General features: G+C 64.6%; 24 protein-coding genes. 20 read left to right on the top strand and 4 right to left on the bottom strand.

Going from position 1 to position 23572, the window contains the following annotated elements:
- Nucleotides 1-819 (top strand): transposase (locus tag A5906_RS33150; protein ID WP_080136578.1); only part of this gene is annotated, 819 nt, incomplete at its 5' end.
- A 16-nt stretch (nucleotides 820-835) separates the two neighbouring features.
- On the opposite strand, the gene A5906_RS33145 is transcribed toward A5906_RS33150, so the two are convergent.
- Complete coding sequence (locus A5906_RS33145; RefSeq protein ID WP_080139327.1) at nucleotides 836-1624, bottom strand: SDR family NAD(P)-dependent oxidoreductase; 789 nt, start codon at nucleotides 1622-1624, stop codon at nucleotides 836-838.
- Between the two features lie 248 nt (nucleotides 1625-1872).
- Here A5906_RS33145 and A5906_RS33140 point away from each other — a divergent pair, with 248 nt between their 5' ends.
- The 8 genes from A5906_RS33140 to A5906_RS42755 all read left to right on the top strand — a co-directional run bounded on the left by A5906_RS33140 (nucleotide 1873) and on the right by A5906_RS42755 (nucleotide 5555).
- On the top strand, nucleotides 1873-2238 hold the full coding sequence (locus tag A5906_RS33140) for a nuclear transport factor 2 family protein (RefSeq protein ID WP_080139326.1): 366 nt from the start codon (nucleotides 1873-1875) through the stop codon (nucleotides 2236-2238).
- A gap of 111 nt (nucleotides 2239-2349) precedes the next feature.
- A complete protein-coding gene (locus A5906_RS33135) occupies nucleotides 2350-2754 on the top strand; it encodes a YciI family protein (protein WP_080139325.1) in 405 nt (134 codons plus the stop codon).
- A 55-nt stretch (nucleotides 2755-2809) separates the two neighbouring features.
- On the top strand, nucleotides 2810-3175 hold the full coding sequence (locus A5906_RS33130) for a hypothetical protein (protein ID WP_080139324.1): 366 nt from the start codon (nucleotides 2810-2812) through the stop codon (nucleotides 3173-3175).
- Between the two features lie 167 nt (nucleotides 3176-3342).
- On the top strand, nucleotides 3343-4095 hold the full coding sequence (locus A5906_RS33125; RefSeq protein WP_080139323.1) for a TetR/AcrR family transcriptional regulator: 753 nt from the start codon (nucleotides 3343-3345) through the stop codon (nucleotides 4093-4095).
- 121 nt (nucleotides 4096-4216) lie between these two features.
- Nucleotides 4217-4708, top strand: a complete 492-nt coding sequence (locus A5906_RS33120) for a DUF2852 domain-containing protein (protein WP_080139322.1) — start codon at nucleotides 4217-4219, stop codon at nucleotides 4706-4708.
- A 191-nt stretch (nucleotides 4709-4899) separates the two neighbouring features.
- Entirely contained in the window at nucleotides 4900-5067 is a 168-nt protein-coding gene (locus tag A5906_RS42025) for a hypothetical protein (RefSeq protein WP_136615657.1), read from the top strand.
- A gap of 69 nt (nucleotides 5068-5136) precedes the next feature.
- Entirely contained in the window at nucleotides 5137-5394 is a 258-nt protein-coding gene (locus A5906_RS33115; RefSeq protein ID WP_080139321.1) for a hypothetical protein, read from the top strand.
- Entirely contained in the window at nucleotides 5391-5555 is a 165-nt protein-coding gene (locus tag A5906_RS42755) for a hypothetical protein (protein WP_161495463.1), read from the top strand. Before A5906_RS33115 ends, A5906_RS42755 begins: the two co-directional genes overlap by 4 nt.
- Here the strand turns inward: A5906_RS42755 and A5906_RS33110 are convergent.
- Nucleotides 5542-6705: an acyl-CoA desaturase gene (locus A5906_RS33110; protein ID WP_080139320.1), complete on the bottom strand. Its 1164-nt coding sequence runs from the start codon at nucleotides 6703-6705 to the stop codon at nucleotides 5542-5544. The genes A5906_RS42755 and A5906_RS33110 overlap by 14 nt on opposite strands.
- 277 nt (nucleotides 6706-6982) lie before the next feature.
- Here A5906_RS33110 and A5906_RS33105 point away from each other — a divergent pair, with 277 nt between their 5' ends.
- Complete coding sequence (locus A5906_RS33105; RefSeq protein WP_080139319.1) at nucleotides 6983-7750, top strand: serine acetyltransferase domain-containing protein; 768 nt, start codon at nucleotides 6983-6985, stop codon at nucleotides 7748-7750.
- A gap of 15 nt (nucleotides 7751-7765) precedes the next feature.
- Here A5906_RS33105 and A5906_RS33100 read toward each other — a convergent pair whose 3' ends face one another.
- Both A5906_RS33100 and ggt read right to left on the bottom strand, forming a co-directional pair.
- Nucleotides 7766-8284 carry a DUF2231 domain-containing protein gene (locus tag A5906_RS33100; RefSeq protein ID WP_080139318.1) on the bottom strand — a complete coding sequence of 173 codons (519 nt, stop codon included), beginning with the start codon at nucleotides 8282-8284 and terminating at the stop codon, nucleotides 7766-7768.
- 311 nt (nucleotides 8285-8595) lie between these two features.
- Entirely contained in the window at nucleotides 8596-10302 is a 1707-nt protein-coding gene (gene ggt, locus A5906_RS33095; protein ID WP_080139317.1) for a gamma-glutamyltransferase, read from the bottom strand.
- A 545-nt stretch (nucleotides 10303-10847) separates the two neighbouring features.
- On the opposite strand from ggt, the gene tolQ reads away from it, so the two are divergent.
- The 10 genes from tolQ (at nucleotide 10848) to ftsH (ending at nucleotide 23504) form a co-directional block, all read left to right on the top strand.
- On the top strand, nucleotides 10848-11564 hold the full coding sequence (gene tolQ / locus A5906_RS33090) for a protein TolQ (protein ID WP_018641591.1): 717 nt from the start codon (nucleotides 10848-10850) through the stop codon (nucleotides 11562-11564).
- Between the two features lie 145 nt (nucleotides 11565-11709).
- On the top strand, nucleotides 11710-12162 hold the full coding sequence (gene tolR / locus A5906_RS33085) for a protein TolR (protein ID WP_080139316.1): 453 nt from the start codon (nucleotides 11710-11712) through the stop codon (nucleotides 12160-12162).
- Nucleotides 12163-12166: 4 nt separating this feature from the next.
- Entirely contained in the window at nucleotides 12167-13126 is a 960-nt protein-coding gene (locus A5906_RS33080; RefSeq protein ID WP_080139315.1) for a protein TolA, read from the top strand.
- 41 nt (nucleotides 13127-13167) lie between these two features.
- Complete coding sequence (gene tolB / locus A5906_RS33075) at nucleotides 13168-14514, top strand: Tol-Pal system beta propeller repeat protein TolB (RefSeq protein WP_080139341.1); 1347 nt, start codon at nucleotides 13168-13170, stop codon at nucleotides 14512-14514.
- 338 nt (nucleotides 14515-14852) lie between these two features.
- Nucleotides 14853-17183, top strand: a complete 2331-nt coding sequence (locus A5906_RS33065) for a putative bifunctional diguanylate cyclase/phosphodiesterase (RefSeq protein ID WP_080139313.1) — start codon at nucleotides 14853-14855, stop codon at nucleotides 17181-17183.
- A 162-nt stretch (nucleotides 17184-17345) separates the two neighbouring features.
- Nucleotides 17346-18086: an N-acyl amino acid synthase FeeM domain-containing protein gene (locus A5906_RS33060; RefSeq protein WP_080139312.1), complete on the top strand. Its 741-nt coding sequence runs from the start codon at nucleotides 17346-17348 to the stop codon at nucleotides 18084-18086.
- Between the two features lie 246 nt (nucleotides 18087-18332).
- Nucleotides 18333-18821 (top strand): peptidoglycan-associated lipoprotein Pal, encoded by a 489-nt coding sequence (gene pal / locus A5906_RS33055; protein ID WP_018641585.1) that lies wholly within the window; start codon nucleotides 18333-18335, stop codon nucleotides 18819-18821.
- Between the two features lie 189 nt (nucleotides 18822-19010).
- Nucleotides 19011-20072: a tol-pal system protein YbgF gene (gene ybgF, locus A5906_RS33050; protein ID WP_080139311.1), complete on the top strand. Its 1062-nt coding sequence runs from the start codon at nucleotides 19011-19013 to the stop codon at nucleotides 20070-20072.
- Nucleotides 20073-20215: 143 nt separating this feature from the next.
- Complete coding sequence (gene tilS / locus A5906_RS33045) at nucleotides 20216-21280, top strand: tRNA lysidine(34) synthetase TilS (RefSeq protein ID WP_080139310.1); 1065 nt, start codon at nucleotides 20216-20218, stop codon at nucleotides 21278-21280.
- Nucleotides 21281-21581: 301 nt separating this feature from the next.
- Entirely contained in the window at nucleotides 21582-23504 is a 1923-nt protein-coding gene (ftsH, locus tag A5906_RS33035; protein ID WP_018641582.1) for an ATP-dependent zinc metalloprotease FtsH, read from the top strand.
- The last annotated feature ends 68 nt before the right edge of the window (nucleotides 23505-23572 follow it).

Genomic DNA, 23572 nt, shown 5'->3' with positions numbered 1-23572 from the left:
GCAAAGGCGGGCGTCGAGCGGGTCGGGATCGAGGCGACCGGTGGTTACGAGCGTGGGGTGGTCAGGCACCTGCAGGCGGCGGGCTTTGTTGTTCTGGTTCTCCAACCACTCCAGGTGCGGGCCTTCGCGCGCCTGCACCGTCAGAGAGCCAAAAATGATGCCCTTGATGCGGCTTTGATTGCCGCATGTGCGGCCGTAATCGAACCGCATGAGATTGGGCAGGATTTGCGACTGACTGCGCTTGCCGATGCCCTGACCTTCGTCGAACAAATCGAGGAGGATATCGCTCGCTTCAAGACCAGGCTCGAGCACATCGGCGAACCGCGCCTTAAACGAATGGTTCTCGCCGACATTGCGCGGCTCAAGGTACGAAGACTCGCGCAGCTGCGCCTCATTGCCAAGCAATTGCGCGCTCACCACGATCTGGCTGTTCGATTGGATCTCGTGATGAGCGTGCCGGGTATTGGCGAGCGCACCGCGCTGGCCCTGATTATCCGGATGCCCGAGCTCGGCCTTATCAGCCGGGAGCAGGCATCGGCGCTCGCCGGGCTCGCGCCTTTCGATGACGACAGCGGAAAATACAAGGGCCAGCGCCACATCGCCGGCGGCCGGGCCCGCCTTCGGCGCTCCCTTTACGCTGCGGCGCTCCCAGCTGCCTTTCGCTGGAACAAGGCGTTGATGAACCTCTACAGCCGCCTCACAGCCGCTGGAAAAGCGCACAGCGTTGCTCTTATCGCCTGCGCCAGGAAGCTCCTCATCTACGCCAACACCGTTGTTGCTAGAGGCACGCCCTGGCTCCAAAATACCCCCGCGACTTAATGGTTGCTACAAGGTTCTACCCGTTCCGCCTTTGCCCGCGCAGTGTCGGCAGGCCGATGCCGGCCGCATCGAAGCCGCCATCGACGGCCAAAATTTGGCCGGTGATGTAGCTCGATCGCTCCGAGCACAGGAAATAGACCGCTTCCGCGAGTTCCTCTTCCAGGCCATAGCGGTTGAGCGGGATGGCGTCGTGATAATCGGCGCGGATCTCTTTGGTGTGCACCTGCTTGGCCATTGCGGTGTCGACCGGCCCCGGCGCGACCGCGTTGACGCGGACGTTGAGCGAGGCAAGCTCGACCGCGAGCTGCTTGGTCAGGTGCGCAAGGCCCGCCTTGCTGGTGCCGTAGGCCGAGCGCAGCGTCGAGGCCCGCACTGCCGAGATCGAGGTGATGTTGACGATGGCACCGCCATCGCTGTCGCGCATCAGGGGCACCGCGGCCTTGGTGCAGAGGAACGGGCCGGTGAGGTTGACCTCGAGCACGCGGCGCCAGTCGGCATCCGACGTCTCCATCAGCGGAGCGAACACGGCGATCCCGGCATTGTTGACCAGCGCGTCCAGCCGGCCGAAGCGCCGCTCGAGCGTGGTCATCGCGGCGCCGACCGCCACGGCGTCGGAGACGTCGCAGGTCAGCGCCAGCGTGGCCTCGTCGCGGCCGATCCCGGCGACCGCGCGGCCGAGCAACTCGCCTTCGATGTCGAGCAGCGCCACCCGCCAGCCCTCGCCGAGGAACTTCTTCGCAGTCGCAAGCCCGATGCCGCGCGCGGCTCCGGTGACGAGGGCGACTTTTTGCGGGGTCTGCGGCATTTGCTCATCTGTCCTTCTGGCGAAAACGGAAGCCGCACCGGCGGCCAGCGCCTTTTACTTCGCTTTCGTTCCGGCAAGAATAGCTTTCCGCCACCCTGGGGTGGCCGCTTCTTCAGCGGCCTTCGAAGGATGACGGGGACAGGGGGGCGGCGAGCTACGCCAGTTCCGCCGAGGCGTCCGTGCGCGTTGTCGGCGCGGCCGGTTGTGAATCGTCTTCCACAGGGGGATGCTTGCCACGGAGACGATCGATGACTGATGACCATGAGCGCGTGATCCGGAACCTGTTTGCCGCCTATCTCGCCAATGACCGGCGACAGGTGAGCGATGCGCTTGCCGATGATTTCCGCTTCACCAGCCCGTTCGACGACGACCTCGACAAGGCGGCCTATTTCGAACGCTGCTGGAGGGACACCGGCTGGATCGCGCGGCATGAGATCGAGCGGATTTTCGTCCGGGGTGATGAGGCCTTCGTCACCTATTGCTGCCAGGCAACGGATGGCAGGAGCTTTCGCAACACCGAGTTTTTCACTTTCGCCGGCGGCAAGGTCCGCCGGATCGAGGTCTATTTCGGGGCCGCCCGACAGGACGGCCGTTTCCTGCCGCAGCCGCGCTAGTGCCGCGAGATAATTTTCGGCGCCATGTCGGTCCTCCGGGAGTTCATTCGTCTTGGAGGTGAAGGCGGCGAGCCCGTCGCTGCTCTCCCGACAGTGAAAGTAGGGGACACCATGCGATTCATGATGCTGATGATCCCGCTCGGCTACGAGAGCGCGCCGGCGGACGTCCAACTCGATCCCGAGCGCGTCGCCGCGATGATGCGTTACAACGAGGCCCTGAAGGATGCCGGCGTGCTGATCACGCTGGACGGCCTGCATCCGCCGTCGATGGGTGCGCGCGTGTCGTTTGCGGCTGGCGAGCCCATTGTGACCGACGGTCCCTTCGCGGAAGCCAAGGAGGTTCTGGGCGGCTACTGGATGATTGACGTCGCTTCGCGCGCCGAGGCGATCGCCTGGGCCAAGAAGTGCCCGGCCTCGCCGAACGAGATCATCGAGATCCGCCAGGTGCAGGAGATGAGCGACTTTCCACCTGACGTGCAGGTGGCCGCCGCCGGCTTCGACGGCCTCAAGACCTAGACGAGACTGCCGCTGCCCGATTTTCCATCCAGCCCATCGACCAGAGGAGATATCCATGAGCGCAGAACACAAGTTTCTCGCCGTCTATCTTGGCAGCAAGAGCGGGCCGAAAATGGCGGCCTGGCAAGCGCTTCCCGAGGCCGAACGCAGGGCCAAGGAGCGCGAGGGCATGGCCGCCTGGCACGGCTGGGTCGAGAAGCACAAGGACGTCATCGTCGAGATGGGTGGCCCGCTCGGCAAGACCCGCAGGATCGACGCAAGCGGCATCGCCGAGATCAGCAACGCGCTGACCGGCTTCACGGTGGTGCGGGCCGCCTCGCAGGAGGACGCTGCAAGGCTGTTCGAGAACCATCCGCATTTTGCGATCTTCCCGGGCGAGGCGATCGAGGTCATGCCCGTGCTGGCGATTCCGCAGATTTAGCCTCCGTGATCGTCATTCCGGAGCGATGCGAAGCATCGAACCCGGAATCTCGAGACTCCGGATTCGGCTCTGCGAGCCGTCCCGGAATGACTGCGGAGAATACGGGGTTAATCACGCGCGATTCCCGCTAGTGACCTTCGCGCCCGGCTCATGTAAAAGCCGTTCACATGAGCTGGCGCAAGGAGCAGCGCCGCGCCGAGCGCGGCTATCACCACGGTAATCTGAAGGAAGCCCTGTTGCAGGCGGCCCTCGGCCTGATTGCCGAGAAAGGGGCGGCCGGCTTCACCTTCGCCGATGCCGCCCGCATGGCCGGCGTCAGTGCAGCGGCGCCCTACCGGCATTTCCGCGATCGCGACGAGCTGTTGTCCTCGATCGCCCAGCGCGGCTTCGAGCAGTTCGAGGCGCGCCTCACTGCGGCCTGGGACGATGGCCGGCCCGACACGGTCACCGCCTTCGAGCGCGTCGGCAGGGCCTATCTGGCCTTCGCCCGCGAGGAGCCGGCGTTCTACAACGCGATGTTCGAATCGGGCCTGCCGGTCGATGCCAATCCGGCGCTGCAGGCCGCGAGCGAGCGCGCCTTCAACATCATCCGCGCCGCCGCCGAGCGGCTTGCCGCGCTGGCACCGCCCGGCACGCCGCGCCCGCCCGCGATGATGATGGCGCTGCACATCTGGTCGATGGCGCATGGCGTCGCCTCGCTGTTCTCGCGGGGCGATGCCGCGCGGCGAAAGCTGCCGATGTCGCCGGACGAGCTGCTGGAGGCCGAGGTGCTGATCTATCTGCGCGGGCTCGGTTTCCCGACCGACCGCCGCGCCCCGGCGAAAGGCGCCGAGCCGCCACCGGTGCCGCCGGAGGCTTCCTCCGGTTCGTCGGTGCCGCCAGGCGGCACTCCAGGTGGTCCCTGGGGCAAGCCGAAATAAAATTGCGCAAATAATTCGGCGGGCCTGTCAGGCGGTCAGCTTGACAAAATCGCGGGATGGTCTAGCTATGTAAATGTTATTTACATTCACAACGGCGCTGGTGCCGTGATGGAGATGGGAAATGGCCTACACCGCTGATGTCAATCGATGGCGCGGCCCTTCGGACCAATACCAACAATACGAGCGTCCCCGCATGCTCGACACCCCCTGGCATCCCGGCTGGATCGCCGTGACCATTCTCGGCTTCATCATCTGGTGGCCGATCGGACTTGCCCTTCTCTTTTTCACACTCGGGAGCAGAAGAATGTCGTGCTGGAGCCACCAGGATCGCTGGCAGAACAAGATGGAAAAGATGCAGTACAGGATGGACCGCATGCGCGACCGCATGGAGCGCCGCGGCTTCGGCTTTGGCTTCGGTCCGCCCACCTCCGGCAATCGCGCCTTCGACGAATACCGCGCCGAAACGCTGCAGCGGCTCGAGGAAGAGCAGCGAGAGTTCAAGGATTTCCTGAGCCGTCTGCGTCACGCCAAGGACAAGGAAGAGTTCGACCAGTTCATGGCGCAGCACAAGACGCGTCCGACCCCGCCGCCGACCGACCAGCAGCAGGGTTGATCTGAAGCCGGCACCTCTCAAAGCCTTCAGGCGCATGCCCCCAAAGTCCTGATGGCCCCGAGCCGCCCGTCTGCGCAACCCGCAGGCGGGCGGTTTGGTTTTTGGGGCGACTTACCTCTCCGCGCTTGCGGAACGAAGAGGGTTAGATCGAGTCCCCGAACCGTCCCGCGGTTCACCGACACTAAGAGCGCATGCACCTCACCACCCGCCTGCTGCTCGGCCTGACCGCCTTCGCGGTGCTCGGCTATATCGGCTTCGTCTATGGCGGCTGCGCGCTCGATCCCGACTGCCATTTTCGCCTCTGCGCCGGCGGGCGCTCGCTCTGTGGCATTGATCACGCATATGTGCGGGATCGATAGAACCCGATCCGCGCCCGGCCCGACCAAGCCCTGACAGCGCGCCTCTCGCGCGCCAACAGGGGCCGATCCATGACCAGCGCCGAACGCAAGGAGATCAGACAGCGGCTCGCGCTTCTCGAGCGCGCTTCCGCGCTGTTCGATCGCTTTGGCGTCTCGGTGCCGCTCGCGATCGCGTTCCTCAACCACTGGCCGACGGCGATCAAGTCTTATCAGGACCTCGTGACCACCGATGCCTGGAAGATCTTTCTCAGCTGCGCCCTCTACGAGCTTGCCGCGTTCGCGCTGCGGCGCGCCGTCAAGTTTGCGACAGCGGAGCTTGCCCCATGATCCTGCTGCGCGATTTCCTGCTCTTCGTCCTGCCGGGCCTGGTCGCGGCGGGCGGCTGGCGTTATGCGTTCAGCCTGCGCAGGCGGGCGCGGCCGGACCGCGCGCGCGAGGGCACGCGTCCCGGCGGCACAAGCGGCGCCGAGAAATTCAGCGCACCGTGACGAGCTGCGAGCGGACCGACGTCAGGAAATGCTCGTAGGCGTGGTCCACGATCTCGTTGAGTGATCGCGTTCGCGCGAACATCGCCCTGGCCTCGGTGAGAAACTCGTCGCGCGTCGGAATCTTCGGCAGGTGCAGATGCGTCAGCACATCGACGCCGTCATGGGCGCGATTGAGGATGTCGTGCAGCGTCGGCAGTTGCAGCTGGGCGAGATCGGCCCGGTGCAGCGCCGACGAGATCGCGTGCGCCAAAGCGTGGGCGTCGAACCGTCCGGCAAGCTGGCGGGCTGCGCGATTGATGACGCGCGCGCCGAGCGGCTGCTCGTTGCGCAGCACCAGTTCGGGCGGCGCCTTCATGTTCCAGACGATGCCGAACCAGGACAAGACCTTCAGGATGTAATAGGTCACGTCGACTTCCCACCAGCGAAAGCCTTGTCGCACGCTGCTCTGGTAGGCGTGGTGATTGTTATGCCAGCCCTCTCCCAGGGTGAGCAACGCCAGCAGCCAGTTGTTGCGGGAATCGTCGCCTGTCACGTAGCGCTTGCGTCCGTGCACATGGGCGAGGGAGTTGATGCAGAAGGTTGCGTGATAGACCAGCACCGTGCTCCACAGGAAGCCGACGATCAGACCCGGCCACCCCGCAATCAGGAAGCAGAGCGATGCAAGCACCACGGCCGGCAGGAGCTCCAGCCGATGCAGCCACATCAGCTCCGGATAGACCGTGAGATCGCCGACTTTCACCAGGTCGGTCGCGTCGTGCTGCCGGTAGAAAATCCAGCCGAGATGGCTGTACAGGAAGCCGCGTTGGCGCGGTGAATGCACGTCCAGTTCGGTATCGGAATGCAGATGATGGTGCCGATGCTTGGCCGCCCACCACAACACGCTCTTCTGTGCGCTGCTCTGCGCGAGGCAGGCCAGGATGAATTGAAACACCCGGCCGGTCGCAAAAGCCTTATGCGAGAAATAGCGGTGGTAACCTGCTCCGATTCCGAACATTCGCGCGACGTAGAGTGCACCGCAGATCGCGACGGCCTCCCAGGTGAGGCCTGACCAGATCGCGGCGAAGCAGCCGAGATGGACCAGCACAAACGGTATGGCGGAGGGGTACATGACGTCGTCGTGGCGGTCGTCAGCGGGCGCGTGGGGCGACATATTTTGGCGTGACCTCGGGTGAGGGGGACAGGATTCGGTTCGGCAGCGCAGCAGGCCGCCGGGTACGAAAAACCCGCGGATGGCGGACCACCGCGGGCGCGTACTCCTCCGGCCGACGCAGTGCCGGTCGGAAATTCAATCGACTATATGGTTGCGGGTGCCTGGCATGCAAGCTCGTAGCCTCACGGGGGAACTGCGACATGTTGCGAGGCGTGTCACGCGTGGCGCGCTGCCTCCCTGCGGCCTATATTCGACAGGTGAGAAGGAAGAGGCGGCGATGACGACAGCTGCGACCTCGACGAGCGGCAGTCTCTGGCAGGACATACGCGACGACGCGCAGCGTGCGATCGCGGCCGATCCCGTCTTCGGCAAGTCCCTTGCCGATACTGTCCTGATCCACGGCGATTTTGCTGCCGCCCTGGCCGATCTGATCGGGCGCAGACTCGGCGGCTCCGCGGCGGAGCAGGCGCGTTTCAACACCTTCTCCCTTGACGCCTTTCGCGGCGCGCCGGACCTGATCGGGACCGCCGCCTGCGACTTGCAGGCCATTGCACTGCGCGATCCCGCCATCGCCGAGCTGCTGCCGCCTTTGCTGCACTACAAGGGCTACGTCGCGCTGCAAGCCTGGCGTGTCTCGCACTGGCACTGGCATCGCGGCCATATCGATGCGGCGCTGCTGTTCCAGAACGAAGCCTCGAACGCCTTGCAGGTCAGCATCCATCCGGCGGCCAGCATTGGATCTGGAGTCTATCTCGACCACGCCACGGGCATCGTGATCGGCGCCAATGCCGTCATCGGCGATGCGGTCACCATCCTCCAGAACGTCAGCATCGGCCGGCATAGCGAGCTTCCGGCGTGTTCACCGCGCATCGGCCGCGGCGTCTACATCGGGGGTGGTGCGACCATTCTCGGCGACATCAGCATCGGCGATTTCGCCAAGATCGGCGCCGGCACGGTCGTGACGTCGGACATTCCGGCGGGCTGCACCGCGGTCGGCAATCCCGCGCGATTGACCAACTGCCCCGAGCCTGCGTCGGCGGCTTGAGGCGCCATCACGCCGTCAGGCGGCGCGGCGGTGGCTCTCGCCGCCATGTTGCGGCGTCACCGGTTCCGAACTGGTCTGGCCCGGTGCATCCAGCACCGCGACGTGATGGCGATAGACCATCGCCCAGCCCTTCCATCCCGTGAACAGCAGGATGCCGACGACGATCAGCGACAGCACCACGCCCCACGGCTTGATCGCGGCCTCGCTGCCTTGCGCATAGCGCAGACAGAAGTTGATCAGCGCCAGCACGACCGCCGCAAGATTGCCGATCATGTGGTACCAGGCGTCGTTGAGACGGCGGATGCGCGGCTCGCTCAGGAAATCGGTAAAGCCGGCCGCGGCGGCCGCCAGCGCCATGACGATGCCGGCGCCGATCAGCCACATGGCAGCCCTGGCCCAGAAAGCGTCACCGGTTCCAATGAAGGCGAGGTCGGCGATGGGCGCGCCGACCAGGAACGCCACGGGGAACGGGATGATCATGGGGTGGAGAGGATGATCGCCGACGGCGGCGGTCGTCTTGGGGTTGATGCTCATGGCAATGCCCTCGCTAAAAGTGATTTTCGGGACAATTTTGGCGGCGAGGGGAGGTTCCTCCGGTGACACGGTGCGGGCAGAACACTCATGTCCCGGCGGCAGCGTAGCGCCTCTCTTGATGATGCGCGGCAAAGCCGAGGCCCATCTCGCCGCACGCCGCAGTCCGGTGGCGTGGGTTAACCCCGGGCTGCGCGGAGCGCAGTCCCTTGGTGTAACCCAACGCTTCTGCCGTCGCGGAGATTAACGAGGTGGGTTACGCCGAGCAGATGCGCTTGGCGCATCTGCAGGGCTGACCAACCTTACGCACTCTCTCAATACCCGGCCGCCAGCCCGCTATTGCGGCGCGGATCGTTCGCACCGTAGTAACGATTGTTGCCGACCTGCTTGCCGTCAAGCGACGGCGCGCCGACGATGATGACCGCCAGATGGTTCGCAGGTTGCGGTGGCCCGAATTTGTGGCCCATGCCCTCCAGGATCTTGCGCGTGTCCGGTGACAGCGCGTAGCTCTCGACATTGGTCAGGTCGGGCAACCACTGCTGGTGGATGCGCGGCATGTCGACGGCTTCCTGCGCGTTCATCCCGTAGTCGATGGCGTTGATCATGGTTTGCAGCACGGCCGTGATGATGCGGCTGCCGCCGGGCGTGCCCACCACCATCACGGGCTTGCCGTCCTTGCTGACGATGGTCGGGCTCATTGAGGAGAGCGGCCGCTTGCCGGGCGCGATGGCGTTGGCCTCACCCTGCACCAGGCCATACAGGTTCGGAACGCCGATCTTGGCGGTGAAGTCATCCATTTCATCATTGAGCAGTACGCCGGTCTTTGCCGCCGTCACCTTGGCGCCGAACCAGTCGTTCAGCGTGTACGTGACGGACACCGCGTTGCCGTCCTTGTCCGCGATTGAATAATGCGTGGTGTTGCTGCCCTCGTGCGGCGCGACGCCCGGCTTGATCTCCTTGGACACGCCGGCCTTGTTCGGATCGATCACGGCGCGGATCTTGGCCGCGTAGGCCTTGTCGAGCAGGCGGTCGAGCGGATTCTTCACGAAGTCGGGATCGCCGAGATAGCTGTTGCGGTCCACGTAGGCGTGCCGCATCGCTTCGATCTGCACGTGCATGGCAGCCGCGGAGTGATAGCCCAGCTCCTTGAGCGGATAGCCTTCCAGGATATTCAGGATTTCGCAGATGATGACGCCGCCCGAGCTCGGCGGCGGCGCGGAAACCACGTGATAGCCGCGATAGTCGCATTCGACAGGTGCGAGCTCGCGCGTCTTGTAGCCGTCGAGATCGTCCTGTGTCAGCAGGCCTTTGCCGGCCTGGCTGGATGCCACGATGGCGCTGCCGACCCAGCCCTTATAGAAGCCGTCGGTGCCCTTGCTGCTGATCTCGCGCAGGGTTTTCGCTAGCTCGGCCTGCACCAGCCTGTCGCCCACGCCGAATGGCTGGCCGTTGTTGAGGAAGATGGCGCTGGATGCCGCGTCGTCCCTAAAATCGTCGGTTGCCGTGCGCAGCAGGTCGATGTCGCCCTGGTCGAGCACAAATCCCTGTTCGGCGAGCTGGATCGCGGGAGCGAGCAGGTCGGCGCGCTTCATGGTGCCGTATTTTTCACGCGCATATTCCATACCCGAGACCGACCCCGGCACACCCACGGCCAGATGCCCCTTGGTCGAGATGCCCTTGATGACGTTGCCGTCCTTGTCGAGATACATATTGGCCGTCGCCCCCTTTGGGGCCGTCTCGCGGAAATCGAGGAAGGTCTTGCGGCCGTCGGCGAGCTGGATCGTCATGAAGCCGCCACCGCCGAGATTGCCGGCCGCCGGGTAGACGACGGCAAGGGCATAACCGACGGCCACAGCGGCATCGACGGCATTGCCGCCGCGCTTGAGCACCTCGACGCCCACCTGTGTCGCCAGATGCTGTGCCGACACCACCATGCCGTTTTCCGCGGCGACCGGCGCAATCGATGCGGCGTGCCCAAGGCTGGATGTGACGAGGCAGAGCGATACGACCGCGGCGGTCATCCACCGCACGTTCGTTTGTGATTTCGGCATGGGGGGTCCTCAGGGCTGGCCGGTGATATCGGCACGTTGTTGTCCGCGAACGGACCCTATCAGCTTGCGCCCGCCGAGGGAGTACGAGGGCGTGGCGATGCGCGATGTTGGCCAAGGCGCACACTGCGCTCCCTCCCCGCAAGGGTGAGGGAACCGACCTTGCTCGACCACGCCGCCCCGTGCCTGCTGCCGCCTCCAGGCCGCCATCCCCCTGCGCCGCCTGCCTTTCCCGCAGCCAATTGCGCCGGCGGTAACCCCGCATTAACCATCGGCGGGCTCTGGTAAGGGTGGACAGGCGTGCCCGGAGCCCGAAGTCAAGGCCTGGAGTCAAGGCCCCTTAGTTTTGACATCTTGGCAGGGAATGCAGGCGGCCGGCTTTGGACGAGCCCTGCACCCCAGAAAGACAAGGCTTTGAGCGGGCTTGCCGGCCGCGCAGGTAGCGCGGCGGTTGGGGAACCGGCGGTCATTGCTGGCCGGGACATGAGGTTGAAGATCGCCTTGAGAGGATATCGCTTATGAATCCGGCCGACGTGGCTCAGTCAGCCCTTCCGGTTGCCGCTTCCGCGGACGTGTCGCTGATCGCGCTGTTCTGGCAGGCTCACTGGATCGTGAAAGCCGTGATGCTGGGACTTCTGTCCTGCTCGGTCTGGGTCTGGGCGATCGCCATCGACAAGATCTTCCTGTTCGCCCGCACCCGCCGCTCGATGGACCGGTTCGAGCAGGCCTTCTGGTCGGGCGAGTCGATCGAGGAGCTCTATCGCACGCTTTCGGCCAAGCCGACGCATTCGATGGCGGCCTGCTTCGTGGCGGCGATGCGCGAGTGGAAACGCTCGTTCGAGAGTCACGCCCGCTCGGTCGCGGGGCTCCAGATGCGCATCGACAAGGTCATGAACGTCTCGATCGCGCGCGAGGTCGAACGGCTGGAACGCCGCCTCCTGGTGCTCGCCACGGTCGGCTCCGCCGGCCCCTTCGTGGGCCTGTTCGGCACGGTCTGGGGCATCATGTCGAGCTTCCAGTCGATCGCGGCGTCGAAAAATACCTCCCTGGCGGTGGTGGCCCCCGGTATCGCCGAGGCGCTGTTTGCGACCGCGGTCGGCCTTATCGCCGCCATTCCTGCCACTATTTTCTACAATAAGTTCACATCCGAGGTGAACCGGCAGGCCCAGCGGCTCGAGGGCTTCGCTGATGAATTTTCAGCCATTTTGTCCCGTCAGATCGACGAGCGGGGCTGAGGGGCGGCATGTATAGAGCGTTTTCGAGCGAAGTGGGTACCGGTTCGCGTAAAGAAAACGCGTCAAAACAAGGATACAGGGTCTCGCTCCGATTCCATCGGAACGGAAAGGTCTTTAGTGTGAAGGGCAATTTGGGCACGCGATCATGGCCATGAACGTTGCGAGTTCGTCCGGAGGCGGCGGGCGCCGTGGCCGGCGCAAGCCCGTCGTGGCCGAGATCAACGTCACGCCGATGGTCGACGTGATGCTGGTGCTGCTCATCATCTTCATGGTGTCGGCGCCGATGCTGACCGTCGGCGTGCCGCTCGACCTGCCGCAGACCCAGGCCAAGAGCCTCGAAAACAACGACCAGAAGCCGCTGCAGATGTCGGTCGACATCAAGGGCAAGGTCTTCATCAACGACGCCGAGGTCGCGATCAACGAGCTGGTGCCGAAGCTGAAGGCGATCACGGACGCGCGCGGCGGGCTCGAGGAGCGCATCTATCTGCGCGCCGACAAGAAGGCGGATTACGGCACGGTGGCCAAGGTGATGGGCCTGTTGTCCGGTGCCGGATTCAAGAAGCTGGCGCTCGTCACGGAAGCGGATCAGGGGTCCTAGGCCGGTGAAGGTGAACGTCGACAAGACACTCGTTGCGTCGATTGCTCTCCACGTCCTCGTGCTGGGATGGGGCCTCGTCACTTTTAGCAGCAAGGCCTACATCGCGCCGGAGGAGTCGCTTCCGGTCGACATCATCTCCACCGATCAGCTCGCCAAGATGATGGCGGGGCAGAAGACCGGCAAGAAGGAAGAGCCGAAGCCCAAGGTCGAGAAGATCGCCGAGGCCAAGCCCGAGGAAGATGCCGTCGGCAAGGTCACCGAGAAGAAAGAGCTGATCAAGACCAACTCGCAGCCGGAGCCGCCGCCGAAGCCCGTCGAGAAGCCGGTCGAGAAGAAGCCCGAGCCGCCCAAGCCCGTCGCCGAGACCAAGCCGAAGGAAGAGCCGAAGCCGCAGGAAAAGAAGCCTGATCCGGCCAAGGAAGATCCGATCGCCGAGCTGCAGAAGAAGCTGGACACCAAGAAGCCGCCGCCCAAGCCCGTCGAGCAGAAGGTCGCGGCGGTGCAGCCGCAGCAGCAGCCGAAGCCGAAGGAGCGCACCTTCGATCCCGCGCAGATCCAGCGCGATCTCGACAAGCGCGCCGCGACCCGGCACGAGCTCGCAGGCTCCGCGCTGAACGCGTCGGCCTCGCTGGGAGCGGCCACCGGGACGGCCGCCAACAACGTTGCGACCTGGCGCGGTGCATTCCAGGGCGCGGTCAAGCGCTGCTTCACGCCGACCTATAACGGTCAGGACGCCGATCAGTATGAGGCCGACATCGACATCCCCATGAAGATCGACGGGTCGCTCGCGTCCGAGCCGATCGTCGTCGCGGTGAGGGGACCGTCGCGGTCGATCGCTCAGGCGGTGGCGGAGAGCGCCAAGCGCGCCATCGTGCAGTGCCAGGTCTATTCGTTCATGCCGAAGCAGCAGTACGAGAGCTGGAAGCTCATCCCGATGACCTTCGGCCTGAAAGATATGTTGTGACATCCGAACAAAAGAATTTTGCAATGAATGACGCCCGCTCGATGAACCGCCGCCGCTTCATGACCCTGACCGGGTCGACGCTCGCGATGCTCGGCGGTGGACACGCCTTCGCCCAGGGTCAGCCGCGGCTTCGCATCGATCCCACCGAATTCCAGCCGATCCCGATCGCGATCACCGGCTTCGTGCCGGGCTCGCCCTCCGACGGCGACGTCGGCAACGGCGTCACGCAGGTCATCACCAACAATCTGAAGCGCTCGGGCCTGTTCGCGCCGATCGACCAGGCCGCCTTCATCGAGCGCATCAGCAACATCGACGTCGCGCCGCAATTCCAGAACTGGAAGACCATCAACGCGCAGGCGCTGGTCACAGGCCGGATGACGCGGCAGCCGGACGGCCGCCTCAAGGCCGAATTCCGCCTGTGGGACGTCGTCACCGGCCAGCAGCTCGCGGGACAGCAATATTTCACCTCGCCGGAATATTGGCGCCGCATCGCCCACATCATCTCGGACCAGATCTACGAGCGCATGACCGGCGAGAAGGGCTATTTCGACAGCCGCGTCGTGTTCGTGGACGAGACCGGGCCGAAGGAACGCCGCGTCAAGCGGCTCGCGATGATGGACCAGGACGGCGCCAATGTGCGCTATCTGACCCGCGGCTCCGACCTCGTGCTGACGCCGCGCTTCTCGCCGAACTCGCAAGAGATCACCTACATGGAGTTCGGCCAGGGCGATCCGAAGGTCTATCTCTTCAACATCGAGACCGGCCAGCGCGAGATCGTCGGCAACTTCCCCGGCATGACCTTCGCGCCGCGCTTCTCGCCGGACGGCCAGCGCGTCATCATGAGCCTGCAGCAGGGCGGCAATTCCAACCTGTTCGTGATGGATCTGCGTTCGCGTTCGACCACGCGCCTCACCGACACGCCGGCGATCGACACGTCCCCGTCTTACTCTCCGGACGGTGCCCGCATCTGCTTCGAGTCCGATCGCGGCGGCCGGTCGCAGATCTACGTGATGGCGGCGGGCGGAGGACAGGCGCAGCGCATCTCCTTCTCCAAGGACGACACCAACGCCAGCTATTCGACGCCGGTGTGGTCACCGAAGGGCGATTATATCGCCTTCACCCGGCAGGGCGGCGGGCAGTTCTCGATCGGCGTCATGAAGCCTGACGGCAGCGGCGAGCGGCTGCTCACCTCCGGCTTCCACAATGAGGGCCCGACCTTCTCGCCGAACGGCCGCGTGCTGATGTTCTTCCGCGATCCCGGCGGCAATGGCGGGCCGTCGCTGTACTCCGTCGACATCTCCGGCCGCAACGAGCTGAAGGTGCCGACGCCGGGCTTCGCCTCCGACCCGGCATGGTCGCCGCTATTGTCCTCGACTGCTGGCCAATAGAGCGTTTTCGAGCGAAGTGGATACCGGTTCGCGTAAAGAAAACCCGTCAAAACAAGAATCGAGAACCCCGTTCCGCTTCCATCGGAACGTGGTTCTCGCATCGCGCGTTCAGACGCGCGATGTTTCCGAAAAAAAGCGCCGATTTTTTCGCGTCCGGTGGGGAAAGCAACCTTTCCTTCACCTTGCGCCCGGCAAGGCTTGCCTAGTTGCTTGATATTTCAGCGGAAATCGGTTCGCTATTGCCGAAAAACAACTCGACTTTAACGATGTTCCCTCAGAAAGACTTCACCTGGGCTGGGTAAAACTACGCGCTAAACAGGACGCGCGTACAAACACAAATGCAGTTCGCAAGCCAGAGTAGAGAGCCGGACCAGGCCTCGCCGACGATTTCGGCGGCGCTGACCGATTCGCTGTTCGAAGCTCCCGGGACGGTGCTGACCGGCATTGTCTTCTCTGCGTTCTCGGCCTCCCTGACGGCGCTCAAGACCGGACAGATGCTGCTCTGGGGGTTTGTCCCGCTTCTCATTCTCGCGGGAGCTATACGTGCTTTCGATCTCAGCAGATACCAGGCCCAGAAATCGGTTCTGAGCGCGGAACAGGCAGCGAGTTGGCAGAGGCGGTACCAGGTTGGAGCGCTCATCCAGGCCGCCGTGATTGGTCTCTGGTGTGCAACGACGCTGTTGAGCAGTGACGACGCCATCGCTCACATGATCGCGCTCTCGGTCACCACCGGAATCGTGGCGGGAGGGGCGGGGAGAGCTTACGGTCGGCAGTCGATATTTCGTCTGCAGGCCACTTTAATATTCGGCCCAGCCGTGGTCGCGCTGGCTCTGCACCGCACTCCCTATTACGTCGCGATGTCCGTCGTCTGCGCCGCGTTCCTCTTTTCGGTCATGCGCCTCTCCGGCAATCTACACAAGATATTCTTGCGCGCGGTTGTCGCACGCGAACGCGAGGCCGCGCTCGCCGGCCAGTTCGATACGGCGCTCAACAACATGCCGCACGGGCTCTGCATGTTTCGCATCGACGGCCAGCTCGCGGTGATGAATCACCGTTTCGCCGCCATGATGAGCCTGCCCGACAACCTCGCCCAGAGCAACACGACTGCGCGCGAGATCGTCGCCGCATGCGTGGAAGCGGGATCGATCTCGGCTGCGAGCGGCCGCGTCATCATCTCCGATATCGAAACTGCGCAGGCCAAGGAGATCATTACTGCCGATCCCGATCCGCGAAGAAATCGTTCGCTGTCATGGACCGTCCAGCCGATGGCTGACGGCGGTGCGGTCGTGCTTCTCGAGGACATCACGGAGCGGCGCAACGCCGAGGCCAGGATCAGCCATCTGGCCCGCTACGACGATCTCACGGCGCTGCCGAACCGTGTCAATTTTCGCGACGAGATCGAGCGGTTGCTCGCGGTCGCGCGTCATTCGGAAAGTCTATCGGCATTGCTCTTCGTCGACCTTGACCAGTTCAAGCAGGTCAACGATACGCTCGGCCATCCCTGCGGCGATCAGCTGCTATGTGCAGTGGCCAACCGCCTGCGCGAGATGCTGCGCCCCGAGGACTTCGTCGCCCGCTTCGGCGGTGACGAGTTCGTCGTATTCCAGCAGAACATCTCTTCGGCCGAGGACGCCGCGAGCCTCGCCCGCCGCATCGTCGAGCGCCTGAGCGAGCGCTACCGCATCGACAATCATCTGGTCGAGATCGGCGCCAGCGTCGGCATCGCGCTGGCCTCCCCGGATGACACCAGCGCCGACACCCTGCTCAAGAATGCCGACATGGCACTGTACCGCGCCAAGGCCGACGGCCGCGGCACGTTCTGTTTCTTCCGCGACGAGATGGCTGCGACCGTCGAGGCCCGCCGCATCCTCGAGCTCGACTTGCGCAAGGCGCTCGCCAACGAGGAGTTCGAGCTGTTCTACCAGCCGCTGGTCAATTTGAAGTCCGGCAAGATCACGACCTGCGAGGCGCTGCTGCGCTGGAATCATCCGGTGCGCGGCACGGTCTCGCCGATCGACATCATTCCGGTCGCCGAGGACATGGGCCTGATCGTCGATCTCGGCCGCTGGATCCTGCGCCGCGCCTGCATGGAGTGCATGAAGTGGCCGGAGGGTGTCAGCGTCGCCGTCAACTTCTCGCCGCAGCAATTCCATCAGCGCGACGTGCTGAGCGAGATCCGCTACGCGCTCGAGGTCTCGGGGCTTCCAGCCCACCGTCTGGAGATCGAAATCACGGAATCTTCGCTCCTGCGCAACACCCAACTCACGCACGACATCCTGTCGCAATTGCATGCGCTCGGCGTGCGGATCTCGCTCGACGATTTCGGCACCGGCTATTCAAGCCTCAGCTATCTGCACAATTTCCCGATGCAGAAGGTCAAGATCGACCGCTCATTCCTTGAAGGCATCGACTCCGATCGTCCGCTGACGTTGCTGCGTGGTGTGGCGCGGTTGTCGGCCGATCTCGGCATGGCGGTCGTGGTCGAAGGCATCGAGACCAACGAGCAGCTCGAGCTGATCAGCGCCGACGGCACCGTGACCGAAGGACAGGGATATCTGTTCAGCAGGCCCGTTCCGGCGGTGCGGGTTCGCCAGCTGCTCAATGCCTCGCATGGCCGTCGCATACCTGACGACCAGATCGCTCTCGTGTCGTCGCGATCCATCGCCTGATCGCTTCCTGCCAGCCGCATCATTGCAATCGGCTCTAGCTTGCTCCCGTAGTTTTGCGGACCGCAATGGTTAACCCTAACACTTCGAAGGCTTTGCAATTCTGTTAAGGAACTATTAATCTACGACCACTCGCGGAAGTTGCTTGGAGTCTCGAGGTCGCAGATGAAGTCCGGAGCCGAACCGAACACGGCCCACCTCCCGCGCGGAGCCGCGCTGTTTGACCGCATCGATTACCGGCTCATCGAGACTGACGAGGACAAGGATAGTCTCTACCTGATGCGTTACCGTGCCTATTTGCAGGCCGGGCTGATTCCGCCGTCGGAATCGCAGCGGGTGACTGACCGTTTCGACGACGCGCCCAACGTGTGGAATTTTGGAGTCTACGTCGACAACGACCTCTGCAGCTCCGTCCGCATCCACGTTCTGACGTCCGAATGGCGAATGTCCTACACGACGGAGGTGTTCGGCGATGTGCTGCATCCCCGCCTGGACCGGGGCGAAGTCTTTATCGACCCATGTCGGTTCGTTGCGGATCCGGAAATGCAGCAGCGCTTCCCTGAACTGCCTTATCTGACCGTGCGGCTGCCCTTCGTGGCCTGTGAGCACTTCAATGCCGACGTCGGCCTCTCGATGGTGCGAACCGATCATCAGGCGTTCTATCGCCGCGTGTTCCTCTCCGAGACTCTCACCGAGCCGCGTTCGTTTCCGGGCTGGCCGACCAAGAAGGCCGTTCTGATGGCCTCGGCCTACCCCAAAGTCCGGGAAAGGATCCTGACGCGCTTCCCCATTATGCGATCGAGCGCGTTTGAGCGCCGGATGCTGTTCGAACGTAGCACCGACCGGATCGCCCCAGCGCGGCCGGTTCTGGTCGCCAGCATGGCTGCGCAGGCCCGAACCCTTTAGCTCGCGAGCGGTTTCAGCCGCTCGGCCGCCGGCTAGGTCCGGCGGAAGGGGGGTTTTGATCGCCAATGCGCTTGCCTTCACCCTCGCGCCACATTTACAACCCATTAACCATCACGGGTGCTTTTCGCCGATTGGGGGCATTTGACCGGCTGAGGCAAGGTTCCGTCAAGGTTGACGGAACGTTCGCTTAACCAACCCCCTGTAGACCGGACAGCAGTGGACTAACGTGAGCGTGGAGGCTCCGGAATGAAACATCCTATGCGTATCCTCCAGGGATTGAAGCTGGCCGCGGTGCTTGCCGTCGCGCTGTCGATGGGCGCCTGCGCCAACAAGAATGCTGCGACGGATGCGATGGCCAATGCGGCGACGCCGGGCAGCCAGCAGGATTTCGTCGTCAACGTGGGCGACCGCGTGTTCTTCGAGAGCGACCAGACCGATCTGACCCCGCAGGCGATCGTGACGCTGGAGAAGCAGGCGCAGTGGCTCCAGACCTATCCGCGCTACTCCTTCACCATCGAGGGGCACGCAGACGAGCGCGGCACCCGCGAATACAACATCGCGCTCGGCGCGCGGCGCGCCCAGTCGGTGCGTTCGTTCCTCGCGTCGCGCGGCATCGACCCGAACCGCATGCGCACGATCTCCTACGGCAAGGAGCGGCCGGTGGCCGTCTGTAACGACATCTCCTGCTGGTCGCAGAACCGTCGCGCCGTCACCGTGCTGAACGCGAGCTCCTGACGCTTTCAGTCAGGCGCCGTTCATCTCCGGGAATCGATCATGCCGGCGCCCTCACGGGCGCCGGTTTCGTTTCAGCGATCTGTGACAGAAACCCCTTTGTAGCAGTCACATTTTTGGCGTACTCCACTTCAATGTGTGGCGCGTCGAATGTTCCGTCGCAGGCCATTTCGCTTTCGTCGTCAGGGCAAGATGTCATCCAGATTTAAGGTTCTCACCGGCTCCGTGGCGACCGCCGCGCTGCTCTCTTTGTGCGCGCCCGTCCTGGCTCAATCGATCTTGGCCCAGACGGATGATGACCCCGAGATGCGGATCGAGCGGCTGGAGAACCAGCTGCGCCAGCTCACCGGCCAGAACGAGGAACTGCAATACCGCAACCGGCAGCTCGAGGAGCGCCTGCGCGCCCTCGAGGGCGGCGCGCAAGGAGCGCCAGCACAACAGCAGCCGGTCCAGCCCGGTGTCGCGGCCGTGCCGCCCGCGCAAATTTCACCCTCTCAGGTCGCGCCGGCCTATCGCCAGCAGCAGCAGGCGGTGCAGCCGAACTACGAGCAGCCGCAGGCCGGCGCTCCCGCACCGATCGTTCAGGAGCAGCCGGCGCCCGGCGCCCCCGGCACGCGCCGCCGCGGCGATGCCTTCGATCCGAACCAGAATCCGAACGCACCGGGTGCGCCGCGCGCCCTTGGCGGCGGACAGCAGCCGATGCCGGGCGCGCCCGGCGGACGCAACGCCGGCGACCCGCTCGATCTCGCCAATACCAGTCCGCGCTACCAGCAAGGCGTGCCGCCCGCGGCCCAGCCCGGCTATCCGCCGGCCCAGCAGGGCTATCCGGCACAGGGTGGCGGCGCTGGCCTGACCACGCTGCCGCCCTCGGCGACGCCGCGCGACGAGTTCGACCTCGGCATCGGCTACATGCAGCGCAAGGACTATGCGCTGGCCGAGCAGACCATGAAGAACTTTGCGCAGAAATATCCGAACGATCCGCTGCTGGGCGATGCGCAATACTGGCTCGGCGAAAGCTATTTCCAGCGCCAGCAATACCGCGATTCCGCGGAAGCCTTCCTCGCCGTCACCACCAAATACGATAAATCGGCCAAGGCGCCGGATGCCCTGCTGCGGCTCGGCCAGTCGCTCGCCGCGCTGAAGGAGAAGGAAGCCGCCTGCGCCGCCTTCGGCGAGATCGGCCGCAAATATCCGCGCGCCTCCGCCGGCGTCAAAGCCGCCGTCGACCGCGAGCAGAAGCGGGTGAAGTGCTAGAGCATGATCCGGAGCCGAAGGGCCGCGTTAGCGCAAAGTGTGCAGCGGTTTTCCGAAAAGATCATGCTCAACAAGAGCGATCGCTGACAAAGCGGACGGCGTTGCGCTAAACAGTCGATCCATCCGCGGACGATTGCAGCGTCATGTCAGACGACGACAATTCACCGATCTCCGTGCGCGCGGCGAAGCTGCTCTTCGCCGACCTGAAGCACGCGCCGGCACTGGTGCTCGCGGTCTCCGGCGGGCCGGATTCGGTCGCGCTGATGTGGCTCGCGGCGCGCTGGCGGCGCAGCCTTAAGCGCGGCCCGCGTCTCACCGTCGTCACCGTCGATCACGGCCTGCGGGTGGAGGCGGGGCGCGAGGCGCGCGAGGTCAAGCGGCTTGCGACCGAGCTCGGCCTTGCGCACCGGACCCTGCGCTGGCGCGGCGCCAAGCCGAAGACGGGACTGCCTGCGGCTGCGCGCGAGGCGCGCTACCGGCTGCTCGCACAGGCGGCGCGCGCCGCCGGCGCGAGCCATGTGCTGACCGCCCACACCCGCGACGACCAGGCCGAGACGCTGTTGATGCGCATGCTTCGCGGCAGCGGGCTTGCCGGGCTCTCGGCGATGGCGCGCCTTGCAGAACGCGACGACATCGTGCTGGCGCGCCCGCTGCTCGACGTGCCGAAGTCCCAGCTGATCGCGACCCTCAAGCGAGCGAAGATCGGCTTCGCCGATGACCCCACCAACCGCGACACCGCCTTCACCCGGCCGCGGCTGCGGGCGCTGTTGCCGCTTCTCGCGGCCGAGGGCGGCGACGCCAGGAGCCTGGCGCGGCTCGCAGGCAGGGTGGCGCGTGCCAATGCGGCGGTGGAGGTACTGACGGATGGTGCCGAGCGCTTCCTCCGCTTGACCGATCGCGACGATGCGCCGCATGGGCCGGGCGTGCGAAGTTTCGACGGGGTCGCCTTCGCCAGCCTGCCGGAGGAGGTCCGGTTGCGGCTCCTGCTGCGGGCCATCAATGCCCTTGGGCACGAAGGCCCGGCGGAACTCGGCAAGGTCGAAACCCTGCTGTCCGTGCTCGATCAGGCTCTGGCTCTGGGCCCCCGCGCAGCCGCAAATGGCCGGCCGGTCCTGAAGCAGACCCTTGCGGGAGCCTTGATCAGCCTTGCCGGCGGGCGTATCCACATCGCGCCTGCGCCGGCGCGGCGGTCCCAAAAGGGGACCTGAAGGGCGGAGGAGGGCGGATCATGACACCGGCCGCTTCCGCGGCGTGCCGTCAGGACACCTTAACCAGGCAAGAACCAGGCGGGAAAAACCCCAGCTAGGTCGCCATTATTTCAGCGGGAATCGCTCTAAGATGGGATAAATAGTCCCATCTCGTTCCCTTGGCAGCGAGCGCGGCGGCACCTAAATTGTATGCGTCTAACGATGAGGATTCCTTGGGGATTTCCTCGATTGCCCAAATCACTGGGGCGAGTAACTCCTGAAGGATCAGGGCCGCGATCCGCGCGACCACGAAGGAAGAACGATGAACGCCAATCTGCGCAATTTCGCCCTCTGGGTCATCATAGTGTTGCTGCTGTTGGCGTTGTTCACGCTCTTCCAGAATCCGGGTCAGCGCGCCTCCTCGCAGGACATCGCCTTCTCCCAGCTTCTGAGCGAAGTTGACCGCGGCAATGTGCGCGACGTCGTGATCCAGGGGCCGGACATCCATGGCACCTTCACCAACGGCTCGAGCTTCCAGACCTATGCGCCGAACGACCCGACGCTGGTGAAGCGCCTCTACGACAGCAAGGTCCAGATCACCGCGAAGCCGCCGGGCGACAACGTGCCGTGGTTCGTCTCGCTGCTGGTCTCCTGGCTGCCCTTCATCGCGCTGATCGGCGTCTGGATCTTCCTGTCGCGGCAGATGCAGGGCGGCGCCGGCAAGGCGATGGGCTTTGGCAAGTCGCGCGCGAAGATGCTGACCGAGGCGCATGGCCGCGTCACCTTCGAGGACGTCGCCGGCGTCGACGAGGCCAAGCAGGACCTGCAGGAGATCGTCGAATTCCTCCGCGACCCCGGCAAATTCCAGCGCCTCGGCGGCCGCATTCCGCGCGGCGTGCTGCTGGTCGGCCCTCCCGGCACCGGTAAGACCCTGATCGCGCGTGCGGTCGCGGGCGAAGCCAACGTGCCGTTCTTCACCATTTCGGGTTCGGACTTCGTCGAGATGTTCGTCGGCGTCGGCGCTTCCCGCGTCCGCGACATGTTCGAGCAGGCCAAGAAGAACGCGCCCTGCATCATCTTCATCGACGAAATCGACGCGGTCGGTCGTCATCGCGGCGCCGGTCTCGGCGGCGGCAATGACGAGCGCGAGCAGACGCTGAACCAGCTGCTGGTCGAGATGGACGGCTTCGAGGCCAACGAGGGCGTGATCCTGATCGCGGCGACCAACCGTCCCGACGTGCTCGATCCGGCGCTGCTGCGTCCGGGCCGCTTCGACCGTCAGGTCGTGGTGCCCAATCCCGACGTCGTCGGCCGCGAGCAGATCCTCAAGGTCCATGTTCGTAAAGTTCCGCTGGCTCCGGATATCAACCTCAAGACCATCGCGCGCGGCACCCCGGGATTCTCCGGCGCCGACCTGATGAACCTCGTCAACGAAGCGGCGCTGACCGCCGCCCGCCGCAACAAGCGGATGGTGACGCAGGCCGAGTTCGAAGAGGCCAAGGACAAGGTGATGATGGGCGCCGAGCGCAAGTCGCTCGTCATGACCGAGGAAGAGAAGCTGCTGACGGCCTATCACGAGGGCGGCCACGCCATCGTCGGCCTCAACGTGCCTGCGACCGATCCGATCCACAAGGCGACCATCATTCCGCGCGGCCGAGCGCTCGGCATGGTCATGCAGCTGCCCGAGCGCGACAAGCTGTCGATGTCGCTGGAGCAGATGACCTCGCGCCTCGCCATCATGATGGGCGGTCGCGTCGCCGAAGAGCTGATCTTCGGCCGCGAGAAGGTTACCTCGGGTGCGGCCTCCGACATCGAGCAGGCCACGCGCCTCGCCCGCATGATGGTGACGCGCTGGGGCCTGTCGGAAGAACTCGGCACCGTCTCCTATGGCGAAAACCAGGACGAGGTGTTCCTTGGCATGTCGGTCTCGCGCACGCAGAACGCCTCCGAAGCGACCGTGCAGAAGATCGACTCCGAGATCCGACGTCTGGTCGAGGAAGGCTACAAGGAAGCGACCCGCATCCTCACCGAGAAGCACGCCGACCTTGAAGCCCTGGCCAAGGGCCTGCTCGAGTTCGAAACGCTCTCCGGCGACGAGATCGTCGACCTTCTCAAGGGCAAGAAGCCGAACCGCGAGTCCGTGCTTGAGCCGACCACGCCGCGCGCTTCCGCTGTGCCCCCGGCCGGCAAGTCGCGCCCGCGGCCCGATCCGGATCCCGGCCTGGAGCCGCAGCCGCAGGCCTGATCGAGGAGCGGCATAGTGAATTGAAAAACGCGGCGGAAACGCCGCGTTTTTTGTTTGGCTCGTGACTC

The organism is Bradyrhizobium sacchari (assembly GCF_002068095.1).
GTDB classification, from domain to species: Bacteria; Pseudomonadota; Alphaproteobacteria; order Rhizobiales; family Xanthobacteraceae; genus Bradyrhizobium; species Bradyrhizobium sacchari.
This window is presented reverse-complemented; position numbering and strand designations above follow the sequence as displayed.

Bases quoted from the DNA above. Each gene is read 5' to 3' on its own strand.
- A5906_RS33145 (WP_080139327.1), bottom strand. From the start codon at position 1,624: ATGCCGCAGACCCCGCAAAAAGTCGCCCTCGTCACCGGAGCCGCGCGC.
- A5906_RS33140 (WP_080139326.1), top strand. From the start codon at position 1,873: ATGACTGATGACCATGAGCGCGTGATCCGGAACCTGTTTGCCGCCTAT.
- A5906_RS33135 (WP_080139325.1), top strand. From the start codon at position 2,350: ATGCGATTCATGATGCTGATGATCCCGCTCGGCTACGAGAGCGCGCCG.
- A5906_RS33130 (WP_080139324.1), top strand. From the start codon at position 2,810: ATGAGCGCAGAACACAAGTTTCTCGCCGTCTATCTTGGCAGCAAGAGC.
- A5906_RS33125 (WP_080139323.1), top strand. From the start codon at position 3,343: ATGAGCTGGCGCAAGGAGCAGCGCCGCGCCGAGCGCGGCTATCACCAC.
- A5906_RS33120 (WP_080139322.1), top strand. From the start codon at position 4,217: ATGGCCTACACCGCTGATGTCAATCGATGGCGCGGCCCTTCGGACCAA.
- A5906_RS42025 (WP_136615657.1), top strand. From the start codon at position 4,900: ATGCACCTCACCACCCGCCTGCTGCTCGGCCTGACCGCCTTCGCGGTG.
- A5906_RS33115 (WP_080139321.1), top strand. From the start codon at position 5,137: ATGACCAGCGCCGAACGCAAGGAGATCAGACAGCGGCTCGCGCTTCTC.
- A5906_RS42755 (WP_161495463.1), top strand. From the start codon at position 5,391: ATGATCCTGCTGCGCGATTTCCTGCTCTTCGTCCTGCCGGGCCTGGTC.
- A5906_RS33110 (WP_080139320.1), bottom strand. From the start codon at position 6,705: ATGTCGCCCCACGCGCCCGCTGACGACCGCCACGACGACGTCATGTAC.
- A5906_RS33105 (WP_080139319.1), top strand. From the start codon at position 6,983: ATGACGACAGCTGCGACCTCGACGAGCGGCAGTCTCTGGCAGGACATA.
- A5906_RS33100 (WP_080139318.1), bottom strand. From the start codon at position 8,284: ATGAGCATCAACCCCAAGACGACCGCCGCCGTCGGCGATCATCCTCTC.
- ggt (WP_080139317.1), bottom strand. From the start codon at position 10,302: ATGACCGCCGCGGTCGTATCGCTCTGCCTCGTCACATCCAGCCTTGGG.
- tolQ (WP_018641591.1), top strand. From the start codon at position 10,848: ATGAATCCGGCCGACGTGGCTCAGTCAGCCCTTCCGGTTGCCGCTTCC.
- tolR (WP_080139316.1), top strand. From the start codon at position 11,710: ATGGCCATGAACGTTGCGAGTTCGTCCGGAGGCGGCGGGCGCCGTGGC.
- tolB (WP_080139341.1), top strand. From the start codon at position 13,168: ATGAACCGCCGCCGCTTCATGACCCTGACCGGGTCGACGCTCGCGATG.
- A5906_RS33065 (WP_080139313.1), top strand. From the start codon at position 14,853: ATGCAGTTCGCAAGCCAGAGTAGAGAGCCGGACCAGGCCTCGCCGACG.
- A5906_RS33060 (WP_080139312.1), top strand. From the start codon at position 17,346: ATGAAGTCCGGAGCCGAACCGAACACGGCCCACCTCCCGCGCGGAGCC.
- pal (WP_018641585.1), top strand. From the start codon at position 18,333: ATGAAACATCCTATGCGTATCCTCCAGGGATTGAAGCTGGCCGCGGTG.
- ybgF (WP_080139311.1), top strand. From the start codon at position 19,011: ATGTCATCCAGATTTAAGGTTCTCACCGGCTCCGTGGCGACCGCCGCG.
- tilS (WP_080139310.1), top strand. From the start codon at position 20,216: ATGTCAGACGACGACAATTCACCGATCTCCGTGCGCGCGGCGAAGCTG.
- ftsH (WP_018641582.1), top strand. From the start codon at position 21,582: ATGAACGCCAATCTGCGCAATTTCGCCCTCTGGGTCATCATAGTGTTG.